The 22637-nt window shown below is 44.3% G+C and carries 15 protein-coding genes and 1 pseudogene; 1 reads left to right on the top strand and 15 read right to left on the bottom strand.

The window, feature by feature from the left end; genetic code table 11:
* Nucleotides 1–15 precede the first annotated feature (15 nt).
* The 12 genes from KQI39_RS01770 to KQI39_RS01715 form a co-directional block, all read right to left on the bottom strand.
* Nucleotides 16–2913 carry a penicillin-binding transpeptidase domain-containing protein gene (locus tag KQI39_RS01770; RefSeq protein ID WP_216416002.1) on the bottom strand — a complete coding sequence of 966 codons (2898 nt, stop codon included), beginning with the start codon at nt 2911–2913 and terminating at the stop codon, nt 16–18.
* A complete protein-coding gene (gene mreD, locus KQI39_RS01765; RefSeq protein WP_216416000.1) occupies nt 2898–3425 on the bottom strand; it encodes a rod shape-determining protein MreD in 528 nt (175 codons plus the stop codon). The genes KQI39_RS01770 and mreD overlap by 16 nt, the downstream gene beginning before the upstream one ends.
* Nucleotides 3415–4311: a rod shape-determining protein MreC gene (gene mreC / locus KQI39_RS01760; RefSeq protein WP_216415992.1), complete on the bottom strand. Its 897-nt coding sequence runs from the start codon at nt 4309–4311 to the stop codon at nt 3415–3417. The genes mreD and mreC overlap by 11 nt, the downstream gene beginning before the upstream one ends.
* A 13-nt stretch (nt 4312–4324) precedes the next feature.
* A complete protein-coding gene (locus tag KQI39_RS01755; RefSeq protein WP_216415990.1) occupies nt 4325–5338 on the bottom strand; it encodes a rod shape-determining protein in 1014 nt (337 codons plus the stop codon).
* Nucleotides 5339–5350: 12 nt separating this feature from the next.
* Complete coding sequence (radC, locus tag KQI39_RS01750) at nt 5351–6061, bottom strand: RadC family protein (protein ID WP_216415988.1); 711 nt, start codon at nt 6059–6061, stop codon at nt 5351–5353.
* Nucleotides 6062–6166: 105 nt separating this feature from the next.
* Complete coding sequence (locus tag KQI39_RS01745; RefSeq protein WP_216415985.1) at nt 6167–7768, bottom strand: NAD(P)/FAD-dependent oxidoreductase; 1602 nt, start codon at nt 7766–7768, stop codon at nt 6167–6169.
* 2 nt (nt 7769–7770) lie between these two features.
* Nucleotides 7771–8970, bottom strand: a complete 1200-nt coding sequence (locus KQI39_RS01740) for an NAD(P)/FAD-dependent oxidoreductase (RefSeq protein ID WP_216415983.1) — start codon at nt 8968–8970, stop codon at nt 7771–7773.
* A complete protein-coding gene (locus KQI39_RS01735; protein ID WP_216415981.1) occupies nt 8967–10241 on the bottom strand; it encodes a methionine gamma-lyase family protein in 1275 nt (424 codons plus the stop codon). The genes KQI39_RS01740 and KQI39_RS01735 overlap by 4 nt, the downstream gene beginning before the upstream one ends.
* A gap of 21 nt (nt 10242–10262) precedes the next feature.
* Complete coding sequence (miaA, locus tag KQI39_RS01730; RefSeq protein ID WP_216415979.1) at nt 10263–11216, bottom strand: tRNA (adenosine(37)-N6)-dimethylallyltransferase MiaA; 954 nt, start codon at nt 11214–11216, stop codon at nt 10263–10265.
* A 27-nt stretch (nt 11217–11243) separates the two neighbouring features.
* Complete coding sequence (mutL, locus tag KQI39_RS01725) at nt 11244–13355, bottom strand: DNA mismatch repair endonuclease MutL (RefSeq protein WP_216415977.1); 2112 nt, start codon at nt 13353–13355, stop codon at nt 11244–11246.
* Between the two features lie 4 nt (nt 13356–13359).
* The gene (gene mutS / locus KQI39_RS01720) at nt 13360–15993 is read right to left on the bottom strand and encodes a DNA mismatch repair protein MutS (protein ID WP_253293016.1); all 2634 of its coding nucleotides are present in this window, start codon (nt 15991–15993) and stop codon (nt 13360–13362) included.
* Nucleotides 15994–16226: 233 nt separating this feature from the next.
* On the bottom strand, nt 16227–18335 hold the full coding sequence (locus KQI39_RS01715; protein WP_216415975.1) for a glycoside hydrolase family 3 C-terminal domain-containing protein: 2109 nt from the start codon (nt 18333–18335) through the stop codon (nt 16227–16229).
* Between the two features lie 320 nt (nt 18336–18655).
* Between KQI39_RS01715 and KQI39_RS17815 the strand changes: the two are divergent.
* Nucleotides 18656–19150, top strand: a pseudogene (locus KQI39_RS17815) (mannonate dehydratase); the annotation flags it as partial.
* Here the strand turns inward: KQI39_RS17815 and KQI39_RS01705 are convergent.
* The 3 genes from KQI39_RS01705 to KQI39_RS01695 all read right to left on the bottom strand — a co-directional run bounded on the left by KQI39_RS01705 (nt 19119) and on the right by KQI39_RS01695 (nt 22626).
* Nucleotides 19119–20504 carry a DEAD/DEAH box helicase gene (locus tag KQI39_RS01705; protein WP_216415973.1) on the bottom strand — a complete coding sequence of 462 codons (1386 nt, stop codon included), beginning with the start codon at nt 20502–20504 and terminating at the stop codon, nt 19119–19121. The pseudogene KQI39_RS17815 and the gene KQI39_RS01705 overlap by 32 nt on opposite strands.
* A complete protein-coding gene (locus KQI39_RS01700) occupies nt 20501–21046 on the bottom strand; it encodes a methylated-DNA--[protein]-cysteine S-methyltransferase (protein ID WP_216415971.1) in 546 nt (181 codons plus the stop codon). Before KQI39_RS01700 ends, KQI39_RS01705 begins: the two co-directional genes overlap by 4 nt.
* Before the next feature lie 176 nt (nt 21047–21222).
* Nucleotides 21223–22626, bottom strand: a complete 1404-nt coding sequence (locus KQI39_RS01695; RefSeq protein WP_216415969.1) for an alanine/glycine:cation symporter family protein — start codon at nt 22624–22626, stop codon at nt 21223–21225.
* Between the last annotated feature and the right edge of the window lie 11 nt (nt 22627–22637).

The following is a 22637-nucleotide window of genomic DNA, read 5'->3' as shown; positions in this document are numbered from 1 at the left end:
CCTCATAAAGTTTGTTTAGTCATTCGATACATTACTGGTGTCGCTTGCTGCATAGCCAGTGAGAATGGTGCTTTCATCTGCAAGTCCGAAAATGTATTTAAAAATATCATTGGCTGCAAGGCAGGCATTACCGGATGCGTATCCGTTTGCGATTCGAACGGAAATAGCATATTTGGGCTCGGAAACCGGAGCATATCCAATGAAAAGTGCATTGTTCGGATGGTAGTAGTCAATCTCGGCAGTACCGGTTTTTCCGGCTACTTCCACGCCAAGTCCGTTAAACTGCTCATGGGTCTGCACTACACGGTACATACCATCATGAATATCATCCCAGATATTGCTGGAAATGTCCAGCTGGCCTTCTGTTTCAGAAGGATATTCTTTTATGAGTGTTCCCTTGGAATCTGTTACACGATTCAGAAGAGAAAGTTTGTAAATGGTTCCGGAAGTAGCAATGGTTGTAGCATATCTTGCCAGCTGACTGGTTGTAAACATATTGGTACCCTGTCCAATGTAGGAAGGAACAGCATTTTTATCGGAGATCTGAGGAGAAGCCTCGGAAATCTCTATGCCTGTTTTCTTATCAAGTCCAATGAGAGAAGCATATTTCTGAAGCATTCCAAGGCTTCTGGCTTCGGAAAAATTACCTTCGGAATCTTTTCCAAGTTCGAAACCAATCGTAGTAAAAAATACGTTACAGGACTGTTCGATAGCTTCCCGGATGTCCAGAGAACCATGGCCCTTCTTATTCCAGCAATTGATCGGAGGTGTCACAAGGTCAAAACTTCCTGTACATTCGATATAAGTACCATCGTCAACCACACCTTCCGACATGCCAGCAATGGTAGACAGAAGTTTGAGTGTGGAACCTGGAGCTGTTTTCTGCTGTGTTGCCTTATTAAAGAACGGACTGGAAAGATCGGTGGAAAGTTTGGCATAATAATCGGTATCCATGTTGTTTGTCAGTCGGTTGTTATCATATCCTGGATAGGATACGCAGGCAAGAACATCTCCGGTAGTGGTATCTGTAATTACCGCGGAGGCAGAACAAGGAGCAAGAGCAAGCTGTGCAGGAGTGATCTCAAGGCTGGCAATTTTGCGATACATAAATGTATACGCATCCAGGCCTCCGGAAACCATTGTCTGATACAGCTCGTCTTCTTTGGAAAGAACGCCCTGTTCATATAATACAAGACAAAGCTCTTCTCCGCTGATGGTATCTTCCTGAAGCATATATTTATACAACAGTTTGGAAAATCCGGTATCTGTTTTCAGGTAGTTGATAATATAATCTGTCAGGGCCTGATAAATTTCTTCGGAATCCAGATATTCTCCTGAAGTTGAAATCTGGGAAATATCAATCCAGTTCTGGCTTGCGGCATAGTTCAGATAGTCTTTCAGACTGATGCTCTGTCCGTTCTTCCATGCTTTGTAAGTTTCATCTGAGGTATCAATGGAATCACTTTTCAGCACTTTAAGAGTGTTTGTAAGAAGATCATCACAAATATAGGTGAGATATTCCTGCATCTGTGTATCTTCATCTTTATAAGCCGGAGGATTTTCGCCTGTCAGCCTGTTACTTATTGTATCAAAAACCTGTTGCTGTTTTTGCTGAAATTTGGCATATAAATTTTTTTCTGTATCAGACGCATCTTCCTTATTGAATTTATTGATATCAATGACACTGTTGGCGATCAGCGCATTGTATACATCATAAATTGGAATTGTAATTTTACTTGCGTCTTTTTCAGCTTCATAATCAAAACTTTTGTCCGGTGTCAGTTTGGAGAGAACAATTCCCGCAACACGCTGTTCCAGAATTTGATAGATGCTTCTCTGCCAGTCAGAATCAATAGTCAGATATACATCATTTCCGGCTACTGGATCAACTGTTTTGGAATTATCAATATCCAGAACCTTACCAAGATTGTCAACTGTGACAGTCTCTTCGCCATCTTTTCCCTGAAGATCCAGTTCCATATACTGCTCAATTCCGGCTTTTCCGACAATGGCATCATTGGAATAATCCGGATTATCTTTTCGAAGATTTTCCAGTTCTTCAGAAGAAGCCTGTCCGGTATAGCCGAGAATCGGAGCCATACTCTCATCTTCCACATATTTCCTTGTGGAATCTTCTACAATATCAATCCCCTGAAGTGCGGACTGGTTTTCTCTTATAGCGGCCACAGATTTTTCACTGACATTGGTAGCAATGGTTACCGGCATATATTTTTTGAAGCTGTTGGTATTTAACTGATATCGCATAATTGCAATTTCAAGAATTTCCTGCTTGGTAAGCTCCTCAGGAAGAGAATGTGCCGCCAGTTCTTCGCTGGTATAGGCATCTTTTCCGTAAAGAACAATGGAAAAGCCATTACTTCCGGTAAGATAATCCATCATCTGTGCCGCAGTTGCATTTTTCTGTTCATCACTTAAATTGTCAATCTGTGCTTCTCCATAGACATCCGCGCGGAAACGGTTTAATGTAAATCCCTCATCCACATCAAAGGCATAATCACCATGGTCATTGACGGTAATGTGGAAGTTATCAGATAAACTGTCGCCGTTTTTGGAAAGAATCTGCAGTACCTGGTATGCAATACCATTCAGTGTCAGATTCTTTTCACGGGTGCTGTTGTAGGTGCCGCTGTCCTCAAAAGTAACCGAATAGGCAAGAACATTGGAAGCGACAACCGTGCCGTTGCGGTCGTAAATATTTCCACGGGTACTTTTGATTACTCGTGTTTTTGTGGTACGTGTCTGAAATTTGCTGATATAATCTTCCCCCTGTATGATCTGCAGACTGAAAAGCTGTCGTACAAGAACAGAAGAAAGGAAAACAAATACAATCACAAGAACTGTGGTACGTTTCAAACGAATTTTTTTGATGATTTTTTTTATTTTAATTCCCAAATAGACTCACTTTCTTTCCTTACAGTATCCATCAAGTGGTAGTTGATCCAGTAAAATATCCGATATACAATGATCGTGAGAAACACGGTGTAAACAATCTCGGGGATGATGATCCGGTAGATATAGGTCCAGAAGCCAAGCCGTCCCCTGAGAAGGAACTGCAGGCCGTACACTGCCAAATTATAAAGAAGATCCGTTCCTGCCACAAGAAAAAGAGGAACTTTCAGATCATCATCATAAAAACTGCGGAATGCATATCCACTGACAAATCCTACGTACATATAGATCAGTGCGTAAAATCCAAACAATGATCCATAGAAAAGATCAATAAAAAGACCGGAAAAAAATCCTGTCCACAGTCCGGCTTTTCTTCCACGCATCAGTCCCATGGATACACAGAGAATCAAAGGCAGGTTTGGAGTAATGGAACCAATGGAAATATAATCCATTACCGTGCATTGAAGAAGAAAACAGACAACAATGGTGATAAATAAAACAATTTTATTTTTCATTGGACGCATCCTCCGATTTGTCTATTGCGTCCTGTTTATTGACGGTAATGACAAATACATCTTTCAGATGGCCGAAATCAACCGGTGTAACAATTGTGCCTGTTTTTGTCAGGTTATTGGGATCCTGCTGGATTTCGCTGACATAACCGATAAACAGTCCTTCTACGTATTTTTCACTGATATTTGAAGTAACGATACGTTCCCCTACGGTTACTTTGTTATCCTGGTCATAGAGCTGTTCAAAACTCAGTTTTCCCTCATCAATCAGTTCCAGATCACCGGTAACAACACAGTTGTCAGAAGTACTGACTGCCATTGCACTGACATTACTGCTGTCATCTATGATGGAACGGACGGTTGCCCAGGAAGGACCAACTTCTGTAACAATTCCGACAAGACCCTTACCGGCGATCACATTATTATCAACACGGATTCCATCGTTACTGCCTCTGTTGATCATAAAAGTGTCATACCAGTTACCTGGATCTTTGGAGATAATCCGGGCTGCTACTTTGGGATAATCGGTATATTCCTGATCCAGATTATAAAGTTCTTTCAGACGGGTAAGTTCTGTCTGGTCCTGAATCAGAATGTTGTTCTGTTCTGTAAGACTGTTAATCTGATTTTTGAGATCTTCATTTTCCTGAAGCACATCCTGTTTGTCACGGAGACTGTTTTTTACATTTCCGAACATATTGCTGACACCGGAAATTCCTTTTTCAAAAGGAACAACCAGAAAACCTGCCACATTCTGCAAAGGTGCAGAAGAAGTTCCGGAAGCTGCGGTGGCCACAATACAGCTGCCACAGAAAAGTGTCATAATTACCAGAAGATGTTTGCTTTTTAAGTTAAAATGAAAACGCACTTTTTTTCGAATGTTTTTCATTACATATGCCCCTTTACAGTTTTTTCTGCTTTACAGGCTGCGCCCATCTACGCAGTTCTCTGTCACGAATAATTTTTTCCAGACCATGTACAGCAGAAGTTTCATATAAGTCAGAAAGATTAAAAGCAAATCCCGTATAGCTAGCCAGATAGTTGTCAATATACGGAAGCCGTGTGCTTCCACCGGTCAGATAAATGCCTTCTTTTGCTATATGATAGGTAATCTGAGGTGGTGTACGTTCCAGAAATGTTTTCATTTCTGCGGCAATCTGATTTACACAATTGGTAATTCCCAGGTTCACCACATAAGCGGAAACGACTTCTTCTCTTGGAAGTCCGGAGACACTGTCAATTCCTACCACCTTCCGGGCTTCTTTTTTCTGGTCATTGAGTCTTCCCATAACGATTTTCAGACGCTTTGCTGTACGCGTTCCGATCTGAAGATTATAATGTTTACGGATCTCACTGCAGATGGATTCATTCATCTGTCTGCCGCCCACAGGAATTTTCCGGCTGATAATAATTTTTCCACCTGTTATAATCGAAAACTCAGTACTCTGTGCACCAATATTAACAACCATGCTGCCTTCTTCTTTTTCAAGATCAATTCCCATGGCTACAGCATCAGCAATGGGAGATTCCACCATAAAAACTCTGTTTTTTCGAAGCCAGTGTCCATTAACCAGGTGATAATAAGCACGTTTTTCAATTGCGGTCATATCAAGGGGTACAGCAAAATACATATCTGCACCAAGACCGGAAGTATGATCAATTTTTTTCATCATACTGTAAAGCACAATTTCCTGCAATTCCAGATTGGCAAGCATTCCAAAAGCCATAGGTGAATCCACAGAAATATCTGCAGGTGCTTTTTCAAACATTTCATAGGCTTCGTTTCCGACTGCCAGAATGCGCCGGCCTCTGTAGGCTACCATATTTTTTTCTATGTAGCTTTTATTTCTGAAAAATGAATAGACTTTTACAGAGCTGCTCCCCAGGTCTACTCCGTAATTATTTCTAAAAAGCATAAATCTGCCCCTTCACTTAGTGTACTCATCAAAAATCCCTTTTTCACGGAAACTGATATACCTGTGATCACCGATAATGATATGATCCAGAAGATGGATCCCGAGAAGTTCTCCAGACTGATAAATTCTGCTGGTAACTTCCAGATCTGCCTGGCTTGGGGACGGGTCTCCGCCTGGATGGTTGTGCACAAGAATGAGATTGACTGCATGATATTTTACTGCTTCTACAAAAACTTCTCTTGGCGTGATCAGCGTGGCGTTAGCAGTGCCACGACTCAAAAGATGTTCTCCTGTGAGATGATTGTGTCCGTCCAACATCATACAGTACAATAATTCCTGTTCTTCGTGACGAAGCTGTTCCATATAATATTTTGCAATCGTGACAGGATGCTGAAAAGACAGTTCCGGTTTCGCAGCGGCGGTGGCCATACGTTTGGAAAGCTCCCCGATGCATTTCAGTTGTATGGCTTTTACCTTGCCGATCCCATGGATCTTCATCAGTTCCGGTACAGAAGCATGAAACAGTCCAAGAAGTCCCGAATGCCCTGTCTGTTCCGATAAATTAAGGATTTTATCTGCCAGTGCCAGAGAACTTAATCCCTGTACGCCACAGCGCAGGATCACGGCAAGAAGCTCTCGATCGCTTAAAGACTGTTCTCCCTCCCGCAGGCATTTTTCATACGGGCGCTGATAATCTGGCATTTCCATTATAGTATCTTTCATATGATTTCCCTTTTCGCTCTCGAAGAAGGGTATGCAAAATTGCAGAAGTTATTTTAGCATAAAAAAGCAGGGATGTACACTCTATCCCGGAAATTTCCACTTTTTTCACATTTTGTTTATAGGCAAGGCATAAACGGAAGCTACTGCTTCTGCCACTTTAATTCCGTCCATTGCTGCGGATGTGATGCCTCCGGCGTAACCGGCACCCTCCCCGCAGGGGTAGATTCCTTCTATATTAGAAGTGAGTTTTTTTGGTTCCCGCACGATCCGGACAGGAGAAGAAGTACGGCTTTCCACTCCTTCCAGCAATGCATCCGGACGGTCAAAACCGGAAAGTTTTTTTCCAAAAGCACGAATTCCGGCTTCAATGGAATCGCCGATCTCTTTCGGGAAAATGCTGCGGACATCGGTGAGTGTATAGGCTCCTTTGATACAGGGGGTTACATCTCCAAGTTCGGTACTTTTCTGATGAGCGCAGTAATCTTTAAAAAGCTGTACCGGAACTTTTCCATTTCCGGCTTCCCAGGCTGCACGCTCCAGTTTTCGCTGCAGAGCGATCCCGCCGAGAACTCCTTCCTCCGGAAAATCGGAAGGATTTACGGTAACGATGATAGCGCTGTTGGCGTTACGGCTGTCACGTGCCTGATAACTCATACCATTTACTGCCAACATGCCTTCCTCAGATGATGCGTTTACCACATAGCCCCCAGGACACATGCAGAAGGAATAAACGCCACGTCCGTTTTCCAGTGTATGGGTAACCTTGTAGCTGGCTGCACCCAAACGGTCATTTTCCGGTTCTCCGTAAAGATCCTGATTGATCATGGTCTGGGGATGTTCCACGCGTACTCCTACTGCAAAAGATTTTGGCTCCATGGAAAGATTGTGTTTATTCAGCATGGCAAAAGTATCTCTGGCACTGTGACCGGGAGCAAGAACGCAGATTTCTGCCGGTATTTCTTCTTTTTCATTGACAACGACTGCCATAAGCTTCTGGTCACGGATCACCAGATCGGTCACTGTAGAACGGAAACGGAATTCTCCGCCCATTTCTTCAATCTGATGGCGCATAAACTGAACGATTCCCACAAGCTGATCCGTACCAAGATGAGGTTTCTGCTGGTAAAGGATTTCAGATGGAGCCCCTGCTTCCACAAATCTGGAAAGGACTTCTTTTCCTCTTCCGTAGGTATCTTTTACCAGAGTATTCAGCTTTCCGTCGGAAAAAGTTCCCGCACCGCCCTCTCCGAACTGTACATTGGAATTCGGGTCCAGGATGCCGTTTTTCCAGAAGTTTTCCACGGTTTCCTGACGTTTGTCTGCTTCTTCTCCCCGTTCCAGTACCAATGGACAGTATCCGGCTTTTGCCAGATACCAGGCGCAGAATAATCCGGCCGGTCCGCTTCCGATGACTACCGGTCGGTGGGACAGAGTTTCAGAACCAGGTGCAGGAAAATGATATTTTTTCTCTGAGGTTAACATAATATTTTTATCGTGAACCTTTTTGAGGATGCGGGATTCGTTATCCAGTTTAATATCTACGGTATAGACAAATTTTTTGTCTTCTTTATGCCGGGCATCCAGAGACTGTTTTCGGATCTCATAGGTGAACGGCTGATTTCCAAGACGAAGTGTTTTCGCTATTTTTCTGTGAAGCTGCTCTTCTGTATGGGTGATGGGAAGCTTCAACTGTGTGATCCGGATCATTTTTATTCCTCCTTTGCTGCCCAGATACCGGCGGTAGCTCCACTTGACCATGCCCACTGCAGGTTGTATCCACCGCAGGTACCGTCAATATCAAGGAGTTCTCCGGCAAAATAAAGGCCTTTGTGAAGTCGGGATTCCATGGTTTTGCTGTGAACTTCAGTAGTATCTACGCCGCCTGAACAAACCTGCGCCTGTTCAAAAGAAAGGCCGTCTTTTACCGGAAGGCGAAAATCGGTGATCCCACGAATCAGATCCTTCTGTGCACATAAAACACGGATCAGTTTTTCCGGAAAAAGCCCGATAAGAAGTTCTTTTTCTGTTTTATAAGGACAGTCTGCTTTTCTCTGTTCCAGGTATTCTTCCAGTTCTTTTGGGTTCAGTTCCGGGAAAAAATTTATGGAAAGCTCTGCGCTTTTGTTTTCGTGAACAGCTCGGATGGCGTAGCGGGAAATCTGGAATACCGGGATCCCGGATACACCGTAATCGGTAAGCTGCAGTTCTCCCTGCTGGGAGACTTCCGGTGTGCCGTCTATATAAAGGGTTATTTTACCTTCTGTCCGCACACCACTCCAGCCGGAAAAAGAATTTCCCTTACATTTCAAAGCTGTCAGCGCCGGAAGTGGTTCGATCAGACGATGACCAAGGCTCTTTGCGATTTCGTATCCACTTTCACTGGAACCTGCAACGGAAGAGGCACGGGAACCATTTGCAAGGATCACGGCATCACCGCTGTAGGTCCATCCGTCAGTGTGAATCTTCCACTGGTCGTCTTTGAAAGACACTCCGGTAACGGTCTGATTGGTTTTCAGTTTTACTTTCAGGCTGCGTGCTTTCATGGTAAGAACATCTACCACGCTCTGCGCCTGGCTGCTACGGGGATAGATCCATCCATCGCGGTCTGTGGTACAGATTCCCAGTTTCTGAAAGAATTCCAGAGTCTTTTTCACAGGAAACTGTGCCAGGGCATCTTTGACAAATTCTGGATGAGATCCCCGGTAAGCGTTTTCATCCTGGTTCAGGTTTGTCATATTACAGCGCCCATTTCCGGTAGCACAGATTTTTCTGCCGGGATGGTCATTCTGTTCCAGAACCGTAACCGCCGCTCCGTTTATGGCAGCCTGAATGGCCGCCATAAGACCGGAAGCACCTGCTCCTATGACAAAGACCTGTTTTTTTAAGTCCGGTCCTTCGGATTTTTTCATAATTTCACAAGTTCCTTATCAACCATATACTGAAGAGATTTCAGGATTCCAAGTTTTGCATGCTCCCAGGTAAGACCACCCTGGAAATAAACAGCATAAGGTGGTTTCATAGGACCATCAGCAGAAAGCTCAATGGAAGAGCCCTGGATAAAAGCACCTGCAGCCATGATAACCTGGCTGTCATAACCTGGCATATCCCACGGTTCCGGTGTTACAAAACTGTCTACCGGAGCGGCCGCCTGAATTCCCTGACAGAATGCCACAAGACCTTCCGGTGTTCCAAGGGTGACTGCCTGGATGATATCCTGACGTGGTTCTGTACTGTTCGGTACTACCGGGAAACCAAGTTTTTCGTAAATGTTTGCCGCAAAAACAGCGCCTTTTAAAGCTCCTTTGGTAACCATCGGTGCAAGGAAAAATCCCTGGTACAGAGAACGGTTTACACCAAGAGTTGCACCGACTTCCATGCCCAGTCCCGGACAGGTCATACGGTAGGAAGCATTTTCCACACAGTCTTTTCTTCCTGCGATATATCCGCCGATGGGGGCAAGGCCGCCGCCTGGATTTTTGATCAGGGAACCCACCATGATATCCGCACCTACATCACTTGGCTCGATGGTATCTACGAACTCTCCGTAGCAGTTATCTACCATACAGATCACATCCGGTTTGATTTTCTTTACAAAAGCGATCAGCTCACCGATCTGTTTTACAGAGAAAGAAGGACGGGTCTGATAGCCTTTGGAACGCTGAATGGTTACCAGTTTTGTTTTTTCATTGACTGCTTTTCTGATGTTTTCGTAATCAAAAGTGCCATCCTCAAGAAGATCTACCTGACGGTATTTTACACCATATTCTGCAAGAGAACCATTGGACGGACGGATTCCGATGACTTCTTCCAGGGTATCATATGGTTTTCCCACAGGGGAAAGAAGCTCATCGCCCGGGCGTAAGTTTCCAAATAATGCAATGGCAAGTGCGTGGGTTCCGCAGGTGATCTGCGGGCGGACCAGGCAGGCTTCTGTGTGGAACGTATCCGCATAGACCTGCTCCAGGGTTTCACGGCCAAGGTCATTGTAGCCATAACCGGAGGAAGCTCCGAAACATGCCTCACTGACACGGTTTTTCTGCATGGCATGGATAACCTTCATCTGGTTGTACTCTGCAGTTTTATCAAATTTTTCAAAACGTTCTTTCAGGGAATCTTCTACAGTTTTACCAAAATCGTAAACCGCGGAAGAAATTCCAAGCTGTGCATATAATTCTTTCATGATCATTTTTCCTTTTTTATTTTATTTGGCAGGCAGGATTCCCTTTTCCCTGCATACAGAAAGCATGTAGGAAAGGATCCTGCTGTCATCGTAATCAAAGTTATCTTTATCTACCCAGGTTACCTCGCCTTCTCTTCGGAACCAGGTAAGCTGGCGTTTGGCAAAATGTCTGGTGTCACGTTTCAGGATGCGGATGGCTTCCTCGTAAGAGTATTCTCCGTCCATCCAGTCCAGGATTTCTTTATAGCCCAGACCCTGCATGGAAACCATTCCTCTGTGACAGCCCATTTCGCGGAGTTTTTTTACTTCTTCCACCAGTCCGTTTTTCAGCATTTCATCCACTCTTGTGTCAATGCGTTCGTAGAGAAGGGGACGGGGGGCGTTCAGGACAAAATAGGCCAGGGCATAGGGGCTGGTATGCTCCTTCTGCTCTTCATTATGTTCGGAGATCCGGGTACCGTTCTGTTTATAAAATTCCAGGGCACGGATCACACGCTTGACATTGTTCTCATGGATATCTTCGGCTGATTTTGGATCAACCTTGGCAAGCATATCATGGAGAAAGGAAGGGCCTTTCTGTTTTGCCAGTTCTTCCAGCTCCCGTCGGTAATGGTCATCCTGGTTGGAACTGGTAAAATCAATGTCTCTGGTTACGGACTGTATATAAAATCCGGTGCCGCCTACCAGGATCGGGATCCGGCCTTTGGTGTAAATTTTATCCATAGCTTCTTTTGCCATCTGCTGAAAAAGAACGATATTAAAATCTTCTGTTGGATCCAGTACATCCACCAGGTGATGGGGAACTCCATCCATTTCTTCCGGTGTGATCTTGGCGGAACCGATATCCATGTGGCGGTAAACCTGCATGGAATCTGCAGAAATGATCTCTCCGTTTACTGCTTTTGCAAGGGCAATGGAAAGTTTTGTTTTCCCCACGGCAGTAGGTCCGGTAAGGACGATAAGAGGTTTTTTCATAGATTTCCTCCGTTTATGATAGGTATCTTATACGATACGTTTGAATTTTTTTTCAATCTCTGTCTTATTCATGGCAATGATGGTTGGCCTTCCATGAGGACAGTTATATGGATTTTCCAGTGTCAGAAGTTCATCGATCAGCTTGTCTGCTTCCTGAGGTGACATGGAATGATTGCCTTTTACAGCAGCTTTGCAGGCCATAGTTGCAAGCCTTGCGGTAAACAGTTCAAATGCATCTTTGGAGCCGTCTGCGTTAAGATGGTCCAGCATTTCCAGGAACAGCTCTTCCTCTGTCATTCCCAGAAGACTGGATGGCACTGCACTGATACTGTACTCTCTTCCGCCAAAAGGCTCGATCTCAAAACCGAAATCCCGGAAATACTTTTCGTTTGCTTTCAGAAGATTTTCTTCCTCAAGGCTAAGTGAAACGATCAGCGGCGGGCTTACATACTGGGACTGGATGTTCTGGGACTGAAACAGCTTTACGAATCGCTCATAATATACTTTTTCATGGGCTGCATGCTGGTCGATGATATAAAAATTATCCTCGAACTGTACCAGCCAGTAGGTGTCAAACAGCTGTCCGATCAGCCTGTGGCGGCTTCTGGATTCAGGAGCAAGAAGCCGTTCTTCGAACAGTTCCAGCTGTTTTGGCTGTTCCTGTTCACGTGGCGTAACCGGCTCACTGCTTACCGAAGGAGGAGTCGATTCCGCAGGCTTTTCAGAGATCACTTCTGGATCAGCTGTTTTTGCAGCGGAATTCTCTTTTTTTCCGTCTTTCAGTGTACCGGAAAACATTTCCTCTTCTTCTTTTGTAAAGGGCTGCGATCCATATACGGGATTTTCCTGCAGAGAATCCACATGCCTGTATTTATCAGTAGAAGAAGCTGAAGAACTGTGAGCTGTTTTTGCTGAGCCATAGGAGACTGTACTATTTGCCGGTTTACTGTAAGGCACAGATATAACCGGGGATGTACGTACTTCAGAAGCTGGTGGTGCAATATGGGAAGATATATTTGCGGTCCGGTTCTGGTGGCCGTACATCTCCTGCCGCCTTTTTACCTCAAAAGGCTCCGGAACATTTCCTGGCTTCATCTGCTCGTTATGTGATGTCGATTCGTCTTTTCCAACAGATACCTGCGGAATCAGTTCTCTGTGGGTTACAGCCTTGCGGACAGTTTCATAAATGGCTGTATAAACTTCCGTCTCTCTGGCAAAACGCACTTCTCTTTTTGCCGGATGCACATTGACATCCAGGTCATTGCCATCCATTTCAATCCGGAGGGAAACAAACGGAAATTTATGCTGCATGACAAAGCCTTTATATCCGTCCTCAATAGCCTTGGTAATAATCTTATTTTTTACATATCGGCCATTAATATAATAATTTTCAAAAGTACGGTTTCCTCTGGAAATCTCCGGCTTTCCTACAAATCCCTCGATCTTCATGAAATCATTTTCGTAGGAAACTTCCAGAAGCGCTTTGGCGATATCCCGTCCGTAAACACTGTAAATCACATCTTTTACACTGTAGTTCCCGGAACTTGACAGTTTCACCTGACGGTTTTGGATATATTTGAAGGAAATTTCCGGATGGGAAAGTGCCAGCTGTTCCATCAGCGTATTGATGTAACCGGCTTCTGTCATGTCGGATTTCAGAAATTTGCTTCTTGCCGGTGTGTTGTAAAAAAGGTTCCGGATCAGGAAGGTGGTTCCTTCCGGAGCACCCATCTCCTCCAGGGACTGTTCTTTTCCACCTTCGATCACATAGCGGGTACCGCTGATGGCAGAAGGGGTTTTTGTGATCAGTTCCACCTGGGAGACGGCGGCAATACTGGAAAGAGCCTCGCCACGAAAGCCCAGAGAGGCAATGTGGGTCAGGTCTTCCACTTTTTCAATCTTACTTGTAGCATGTCGGAGAAAAGCAAGAGGAACCTGCTCTGCTTCCATTCCGGAACCGTTATCCGTGATTCGGATCAGTTTTTTTCCGCCATCTGTGATCTCTACTGTGATGGCGGTAGCTCCTGCGTCAATGGCGTTTTCCACAAGTTCTTTTACAACAGAAGATGGCCGTTCTACAACTTCTCCTGCCGCGATCTTATCAATGGTATTCTGGTCTAAAACTGCAATTTTTCTCAAGGGATCACCACCGGTTCTTTATTTTGTTCTGCAGGTTATAGAGAATATTCAAAGCTTCCATAGGCGTCAGATTGCCGATTTCCAGGCCTTTGATCTCTTCAATGATATCATTATCCTGCACCGTGTCAAAGAGTGACATCTGTGCCATATCCACCTGGTCATAGGTGATCTTCTGCTTTTTCTTCGGGGCAGTCAGATCTTTTACCGCTGCGGTGATATCTGCGTCACTGAGTTCTTCCACCAGTTCCTTGGCACGCTGGATCACGGAATCCGGAACACCGGCAAGCTTGGCTACCTGGATACCATAACTCTTATCAGCGCCGCCTTTTACAATCTTACGCAGGAATACGATATCGTCGCCTTTTTCTTTGACAGCAATACAGTAGTTGTTGACACCGGAAAGTTTTCCCTCCAGCTCGGTAAGCTCATGATAGTGAGTTGCAAATAAGGTCTTGGCACCACAGAGCTTGGTGTTGCTGATATGTTCGATCACTGCCCAGGCAATGGAGAGGCCGTCAAAAGTACTGGTTCCACGTCCGATCTCGTCCAGGATCAGAAGGCTTCGGGAAGTGGCATTGCGAAGAATGTTGGCAACTTCTGTCATCTCCACCATAAAGGTACTCTGTCCGCTTGCAAGGTCATCGGATGCGCCCACACGGGTGAAAATCCGATCCACCACACCGATGTTTGCACTGTCTGCCGGAACAAAGCTTCCTATCTGTGCCATCAGTACGATCAGGGCTGTCTGGCGCATGTATGTGGATTTTCCGGCCATGTTCGGTCCTGTGATAATGGAGATCCGTTTTTTGTGGTTGTCAAGATAGGTATCGTTTGGAATGAACATATCATTTTCGATCATTTGCTCCACAACCGGATGACGGCCGTTTCGGATATCAATGAGGCCTGTTTCATTGATCTTCGGGCGGACAAAATTATTTCTCTGTGCAACCAGTGCAAGGGAGGCAAAAACATCCAGTGCAGCCACCGCTTTTGCAGTACGCTGGATACGGACAACTTCCGCTCCAACCTGATCACGGATATTGGAAAACAGCTCAAATTCCAGCGCATAAAGCTTATCTTCGGCTCCCAGGATCAGATCTTCCAGATCTTTCAGCTCCTGAGTGATGTAACGTTCTGCGTTGGTAAGGGTCTGTTTGCGGATATAATCTTCTGGCACAAGATCTTTGAAAGTATTGGTAACTTCCAGAGAATATCCAAATACACGATTGTACTTGATTTTCAGGCTTTTGATTCCGGTACGTTCCCTCTCCCTTGCTTCCAACTCAGAGAGCCATTTTTTTCCATCGGTCCGGGAGCGGCGGAATTTGTCTACATCTTCGTTATATCCTTCCCGGATAATACCACCGTCTTTCTGGGCAAGGGGCGGATCATCGATGATGGAATTACGGATTAGAGCAGTAATATCTGTCAGTGGATCCATATCTTCATTGATTTTAGTAAGCAGTGGAGACTTAAAATCGGAAAGAATCTGTTTTATATAAGGAAGCATTTCCAGGGAAGAGGCAAAAGAAACCAGATCTCTCGGATTGGCGGATTTGTAACTGATACGGCTGATCAGACGTTCCAGGTCATAGATCGGATTTAAGTATTCCCGGATCTCATCCCGTTCCATAGGTCGGGCATTCAGTTCTTCCAGGGCACCCAGTCTCTTTTCGATTTCCTCTGCATCGATCAGTGGCTGCTCCACATAAGAGCGGAGTGTTCTGGCACCCATGGCCGTTTTTGTCTTATCCAGTACCCAGAGAAGAGAGCCTCTTTTCTGCTTCTCACGCATGGTTTCCACAAGTTCCAGGTTACGACGGCTGGAGCTGTCGATAAGCATGTATTTTTCGGCAGAGTAGGGACGGATGCTTGCCATATGGGAAAGTGCTGTTTTCTGTGTTTCTTTCAGGTACAGAAACAGTGCACCGGAAGCAATGATCCCGCTGTCGTAGTCACCGATTCCCAGTCCCTCAAGATTTCCCACATGAAAATGTTCTTTTAGAGTTTTCTGACACAGCTGATCGTCAAAGTACCAGGGATCCAGGGCGAATACGCAGATTCCAAGGCGTCCTTTCAGATCCTCCACATCCACACCACTTAAAAGAAACGCATCGTTGCAAATGATCTCCGCAGGTGTGAATTTATTGATTTCATCCAGAAGTTTCTGAGGCTTATCCAGCTCTGTGAGAAAGCAGTCACCGGTTGTGATATCTGCAATGGCACAGCCAAAATGATCTCCGATGGAGACAATGGACATCAGATAATTGTTTTTAGACTCGTCCAGTGACATGGCATCCAGTGTGGTTCCCGGTGTGACAATACGGACAACTTCACGTTTTACAAGACCCTTGGCTTTTTTCGGATCTTCTACCTGTTCACAGATGGCAACTTTATAACCTTTTTCAATCAATCGGTTGATATAAGTTTCCGCAGCATGAAAAGGAACGCCACACATGGGCGCTCTCTCTTCCAGTCCGCAGTCTTTTCCTGTAAGTGTAATCTCCAGTTCCTTGGATGCAGTCAGCGCATCATCAAAGAACATTTCATAAAAATCGCCCAGACGGTAAAAAAGGATACAATCGCTGTATTCTTCTTTGGTCTTTACGTATTCTTTCATCATTGGACTCAATGCCATTCTATCTATAATCTCCTATTCTATACGGTGTAACACCGTTTTATCTTAAATCTGACCATGTTTGTGCCACAGTGAAAATTGCTTTTTAGATCTGTGTATAAACATGGCCAGATAGTAGTTAGTTGCATTTTTAAAACTTATTAAGTTTAACATATCCGGGCAGGAGGTTCAAGATACTGTGATGAGAAAATTTTATTAAAATTGTTTTCGGCTTATTTTATCAAAGACTCAGATCATTCTATATTGAATCGAAGTTCTAAAGGCTTTCTTTTTAATAGCCTTTCACTTCGGCGATCCGGCTGGGAAGTTCCAATATAAACAGAAAATTCATCACTGTCTATATACCTTTTTCCTTCTTCATCCACAATCTGCAATGCATCTTTATCAATTTCTATTTCAAAAGTTTCTTTTTCTCCGGCATTCAGATGTACTCGTTTGAATGCACAGAGGTGATAATTTCTTACCGCATATTTTGATTTCCAGTCCTTGATATAAACCTGCACTACATCGTCGGTGTCTGCCAGACCTTCATTTTTTACAGTACATTTTAATTTTAAATTCTTATGTTTCTGTGGCTTTTCCGTAAATTCCGCAGCTTCTGCAAATACATCTCCGTAGGTAAGCCCAAATCCGAAGGGATATAATGCTTCCTTCTTCATATACCGGTAAGTTCTGTTTTCCATGGAATAATCGGTAAACTCCGGAAGATCATCGGTATCATAATAGAATGTAACTGGAAGCTTTCCGCTTGGGGACACCTTGCCAAATAATATGTCTGCCAGTGCTGTTCCGCCTTCAGCACCCGGATACCAGGCTTCAAGAACTGCATTTGTATGTTGATCTGCATAACGAAGATCCATTGCACTTCCTGACATTAATACGGTGACAACTGGTTTTCCAGCTGTTGCAACAGCTTCCAGAAGCTTCTGCTGACAAAGAGGAAGCTCCAGAGATTCCTTGTCTCCTGCCTGACCTGCATTTCCCTCATCCGGTTCTTCTCCCTCAACGGTTTCATCCAGGCCAAGCACAAGAACAACAAGATCACTGTGTTTTGCAGTAATTATCGCTTCCGAGATCCGATTATCCTGCCATGCTAGAGGCTCGGTCTTATCCTTATACAGATGGCAGCCTTCTGAATACAGAACTCTGCAGGTTTCTCCTGCTTCCTTTTGGATTCCATCCAAAACAGTTACATAATGTGAGGAAGTTCCGTGATAATTTCCAGAAAGCACTCTTCTGCTGTTTGCATTTGGTCCTATTACACCAATTGTCTTTATTCTGCTTTTATCTAAAGGAAGGATTCCATCATTCTTTAAAAGAACGATTCCTTTCTCTGCCGCTGTGACCGCAAGTTTTCTATGTCCCTCACACTCCACAACTTCATAAGGAATACTGTCATATTCACTTCCATCAAATAATCCTAATAGAAACCGCGTTGTATACAGTCTGACACAGGATCTGGTAATCTGCTCTTCCGTGATCAGTCCCTTCTTCAGCGCAGCCATTATATAAGCATACGTGCATCCGCAGTTTAGGTCACAGCCCGCATCCAGCGCCATTTTTACAGATTCTTTTGGCCCTTCCGTCACTTTGTGGTTCAAATGGAAATCCCGGACTGCCCAGCAGTCTGATACAACATGTCCTTTGAATCCCCAGTCATCTCTTAATATATCTTTCAGCAATGTTTTACTTCCACAGCATGGTTCGCCATTTGTCCGGTTATAAGCTCCCATTACAGCTTCAACGTCCGCTTCCTTCACAAGGGCTTCAAAAGCTGGAAGATAAGTTTCATACAAATCTTTTGGAGAAGCCTTCGCATCAAATTCGTGTCGGAGTGCTTCTGGTCCGGAATGTACTGCAAAATGCTTTGCACAGGCTGCTGCCTTCATTGTATCCCCATCGCCCTGAAGTCCTTTTACAAATGCGACCCCAAGTCTTGAAGTCAGATAAGGATCCTCTCCATAAGTTTCATGTCCTCTTCCCCATCGAGGATCCCTGAAAATATTGACATTGGGAGACCAGAACGTAAGGCCTTTGTAAATATCCCTGTCCCCTTCCCTGGAAAATGCATGATACTTTGCTCTTCCTTCTTCTGCGATTACATCTGCAATTTCTTTTAGTTTTTTATCATCAAACATTGCAGCCAGTGCGATCGCCTGCGGGAAAACAGTAGCAGTTCCGGCCCGGGCCACTCCGTGAAGAGCCTCATTCCACCAGTTATAAGCGGGAATTCCAAGGCGTTCAATTGACGGTGCATCAAACTTCAGCTGCCCTGCTTTTTCTTCTACCGTCATTTTGGCAACTAGCGCTTCCGCTTTTTTTCTTGCTTCCTCTCTATTCATCCTTATTCCTTTCCTGGTACAAGTACCGTTTCATTTCTCTTTGATGATTCCTGTGATTAGATCGATACTCATCCATGCATTATGTACATGGATATAATGTATGGATATACTGCCTTGTATTAAATTGGGTGTTTAACTTCTTTCTCATCTTCCGCCTCCGAACCACCGAAATATCGTTCCTATCCAATAAAATCAGCATATCATTTTACCGCAACTTTGGCAATGTATACAACAATTCTGCCAATCGTATTTTCCATATATTTTCTTATAATAAAATTAACAAAAAACAACATTCACAAAAAGAAAGGATCTTAAATACTATGGAAATGACATTGAGATGGTATGGCTCAAGTTTTGATACGGTAACCTTAAAACAAATTCGACAGATTCCCGGAGTAACCGGAGTGATCACAACCTTGTACGATACGGCTCCGGGAGAAATCTGGAGCAGGGAACGTATCCACGCAATGAAAGAAGAGGTAGAAGCAAACGGGCTGCATGTATCCGGAATTGAAAGCGTCAATGTTCACGATGCGATCAAAATCGGAAATAAAGACCGTGACCTCTATATTAACAACTATATCGAAACACTTGAAAATCTGGGAAAAGAAGATATTCATCTCGTATGCTATAATTTCATGCCGGTTTTCGACTGGACGCGAACGGAGCTTGCAAGAAAACATCCTGACGGTTCTACCGTCCTTGCCTATACTCAGGCTGCTGTTGATGCATTAAATCCGGAAGACATGTTCCATTCAATTGCTTCCGACACAAACGGATCTATCATGCCAGGATGGGAACCGGAACGTATGGCACCGGGAATAATGCACCATCATCCAGGGTTAACGGAAGTTCCGCTGCCGCAGCCCGGATATGTGCAAGCTGGATCAGAAGATTGTCTGGATCAACGATGGCATTTTCACTGCTGTGTTCAAAAAGCCATTCCGGTTCCAGAGCGATATACTGATCCATGGGAAGGTTGGCAAGAATCAGATAATTGGTGCATTTTCCACTTCCTCGTCCTGCACGGCCTGTCTGCTGCCAGAAAGATGCTCTTGTTCCCGGATAACCGGCCAGTACCGTTGTACTGATCTTTCCGATATCGATTCCCAGTTCTAATGCATTGGTGGATACAAGGCCAAGAAGATCCCCTGAGATCATACGCTGTTCGATGCTTTTTCTCTCCAGAGGAGTGTAACCGCCACGGTACCCGGAGATTTCTTCTTTTCTGGCTGTCCCTAAGAACCCTGCCGCATCCAGATGGTCTCTGGTTTCTTTCACCAGGATCTCCACATTTTTTCTGGATCTGGCAAATGCCAGAAAGCTCTCCCTTCGTTCCATCAGCTGAGGAAGAAGGTCCGCTGCAACATTTATAACAGATTCTTTTCCGTAGTGGATGCCATCTTTATTCAGTTTCTCTTCTGGCTGGACCAGGCAATAGATCCGCTCTGATATTCCTGCACCGCTTCTGGCGATATTGATAAAAGATCTTCCGCAGATCTTTTCCGCAAGTTCCAGGGGATTGGCAATGGTGGCGGAACTGCATAAAAACTGAGGATCTGCGTGATAATATCTGCAGATTCTGGTTAAACGGCGAAATACATTGGCCAGATGGGAGCCAAAAGCTCCTCTGTATACATGCAGTTCATCCAGAATAATGTATTTCAGATTGGAAAAAATAAAGTCGAATCCATATTTGCTGTGATTTGGAAGCATGGAGCCGTTTAACATATCCGGATTGGTAAGGATGATATTGGCACGTTCCCGGATCCTTTTTCGCTCAGCAGGCGGTGTATCTCCGTCATATACGCCGACAGATAAACGATGCTCACCAAGCGCTTCCACCCAGGGGATCAGCGCACGGTACTGATCAGCTGCCAGAGCTTTCGTGGGATAAATAAAGATCGCACGGGTCACAGGATTTTTCAGGATTTCCTCCACCACCGGCAGATAAAAGCACAGGGATTTACCACTGGCAGTAGGTGTAGTGATCACGACATTTTCTCCATCCATAGCATGGAAAAAAGCTTCTGCCTGGTGGGTATAGAGAGCCTTTATATTCTGTCCGGCCAGAAAATCCCGGATATCCGGATGCAGGCTTTCTGGAAACTCTGCATATTCCGGAGATCTGGCCGGGATTATTTTTTTGTAAATGATGTTTCCCTTCATGCTTGCTCCTTTGCTGTCAATTTACTCTTTGGTACAAAGAAACGGCTCATATCTGCATGTTCCAGCTTAAGCAGTGAAATTTTTCTATCAATTCCTCCTGCATATCCTGTAAGACTGCCATTTGTGCCAACTACCCGATGACAGGGAATGATAATGGAAATTTCATTATGTCCAACTGCACCTCCAACAGCCTGAGCGGACATATGGGAAATATTTTCCCTTTCCGCTATTTTACTGGCAATTTCTCCGTACGTGATTGTTTGTCCGTAAGGAATCTTTAACAAAATCTGCCACACTGCCTGTCTGAATGTTGATCCCGCAGGATGAAGAGGAGGTGTAAATGTTGGCTTTTCACCGGAGAAATAGATATCCAGCCATTTTTTTGTTTCTGCAAGGATCTCCGTTTCCTGTAAAATTCTCTCGTCCGGGAGTGTATTCGCAAAGTATTTCTGTCCTTCAAACCATAAGCCTGTAAGCCCAATTTCATCTGCTGCCAGTAAAATTTCTCCTAACGGTGATTTATATTTGTATGTATAGATCATAGTTTTCCACTCCTTATTTCAGTAGTGTTACCTCAAGTATAATTTATGTGAAATAGTTATCTTTAATTATGTGAAAAAACGGAGAACACAGCAAGGTATCCTCCGCATATAATATAGTGGTATGTTATCTGCTATTTTTACTGTTATATTACATTTTACTGCTATTCACAGGTGCTTTAATTCCAGTAATCTGTTTTTTGCTTCAGATCAATATTTTTACTGAAGAATACAGGATTTTTTTTCTGCCGGATCTGTCCTTCGTAATCTTTTAATGCTTTTAATACGGTATTGGACAATAGCAGGATTACCGGAATGTTGATCAGTGCCATTACCCCCATCAGTACATCAGAGATATGCCACAGTAATGTCATCTCCATTCCCGCTCCCAAAAACACCACCAGTGCTGATACAAGGCGAAATCCTGTCATGAATTTCTTACCCGGCTGCTTTTTAAGGATATAAGTCAGCAGATTATCACAGTAGAAACAATTTCCCAGCAATGTGGTGAAAGCAAATAATACCATTGCGATCATGATAAAATATGGTCCAAAAGAGCCAAGGGTCTTATAAAGTGCTGCCTGCACCCACGGTGCTCCCTGAAGCTCTTTTACCGGTGTCACTCCAGATACCAGGCACATCATGGCAGTTGCAGTACACAATAATAATGTGTCAATAAACACCGACAACATCTGTACCAGTCCCTGCTTGACCGGATGACTGACCATTGCAGAAGCTGCCGCATTTGGTGCAGAACCAATACCTGCCTCATTGGAATACAGACCTCTTCGGATTCCCTGCATCATAGCTGATCCGGCAAATCCGGCAAAAATTGCTTTAAAATCAAATGCTTCTTCGAAAATCTGTGCCATTACTGACGGAAGCTGTCCGATATTCAGTATTACTACCAGCAGGGATATCAGAATATATATAATTCCCATAAATGGCACTAAAGTAGAAGTTACTTTCACAATTCTGTTACCGCCACCTAACAGACACCATCCTGTCACCAGCGCCAGAATTCCTCCAATGATCCATGGGGTGATCTCTGCATTATAAAATGGCTGACCGGAAAATGTAGACTGCAGATTGTAGGAGGCCAGCATATTAAATCCAAACGCGTAAGTCAGGATCATGGCTATACAGAAAAGCACTGCCAGTCCTCTGCTGTGCAATGCCGCCTCTATGTAGTACGCCGGGCCGCCGTAGCACTGGCCGTCTTTCCCTTTTTTCTTATATATCTGCGCCAGTGTACTCTCTGCCAGAGCTGATGCACTGCCAAGAATGGCAATGATCCACATCCAGAATACGGAGCCCACGCCACCGATGCAAATAGCGGAAGACACTCCCACAATGTTACCTGTGCCTACACGGGATGCTGTGGAAACCATCAGCGCCTGAAAAGATGATACACTTTCTTCTCCCTCCGGCTTTTCCATTACAGCACTGCAGGCGTTTCTGAATAAACGTACCTGCGGAAATCTGGTCCGGATAGTAAAGTAGATACCAGAACCAATTAATATCACAATCAGCAATTTGCTGTAGAGAAATGTGTTGATTGCGTCAATAATCGTTTCGAACATAAATCCTCCTC

Source organism: Blautia sp. MSJ-36 (genome assembly GCF_018917985.1).
In the GTDB taxonomy this organism is placed as follows: Bacteria; Bacillota; Clostridia; order Lachnospirales; family Lachnospiraceae; genus Blautia_A.
This window is presented reverse-complemented; position numbering and strand designations above follow the sequence as displayed.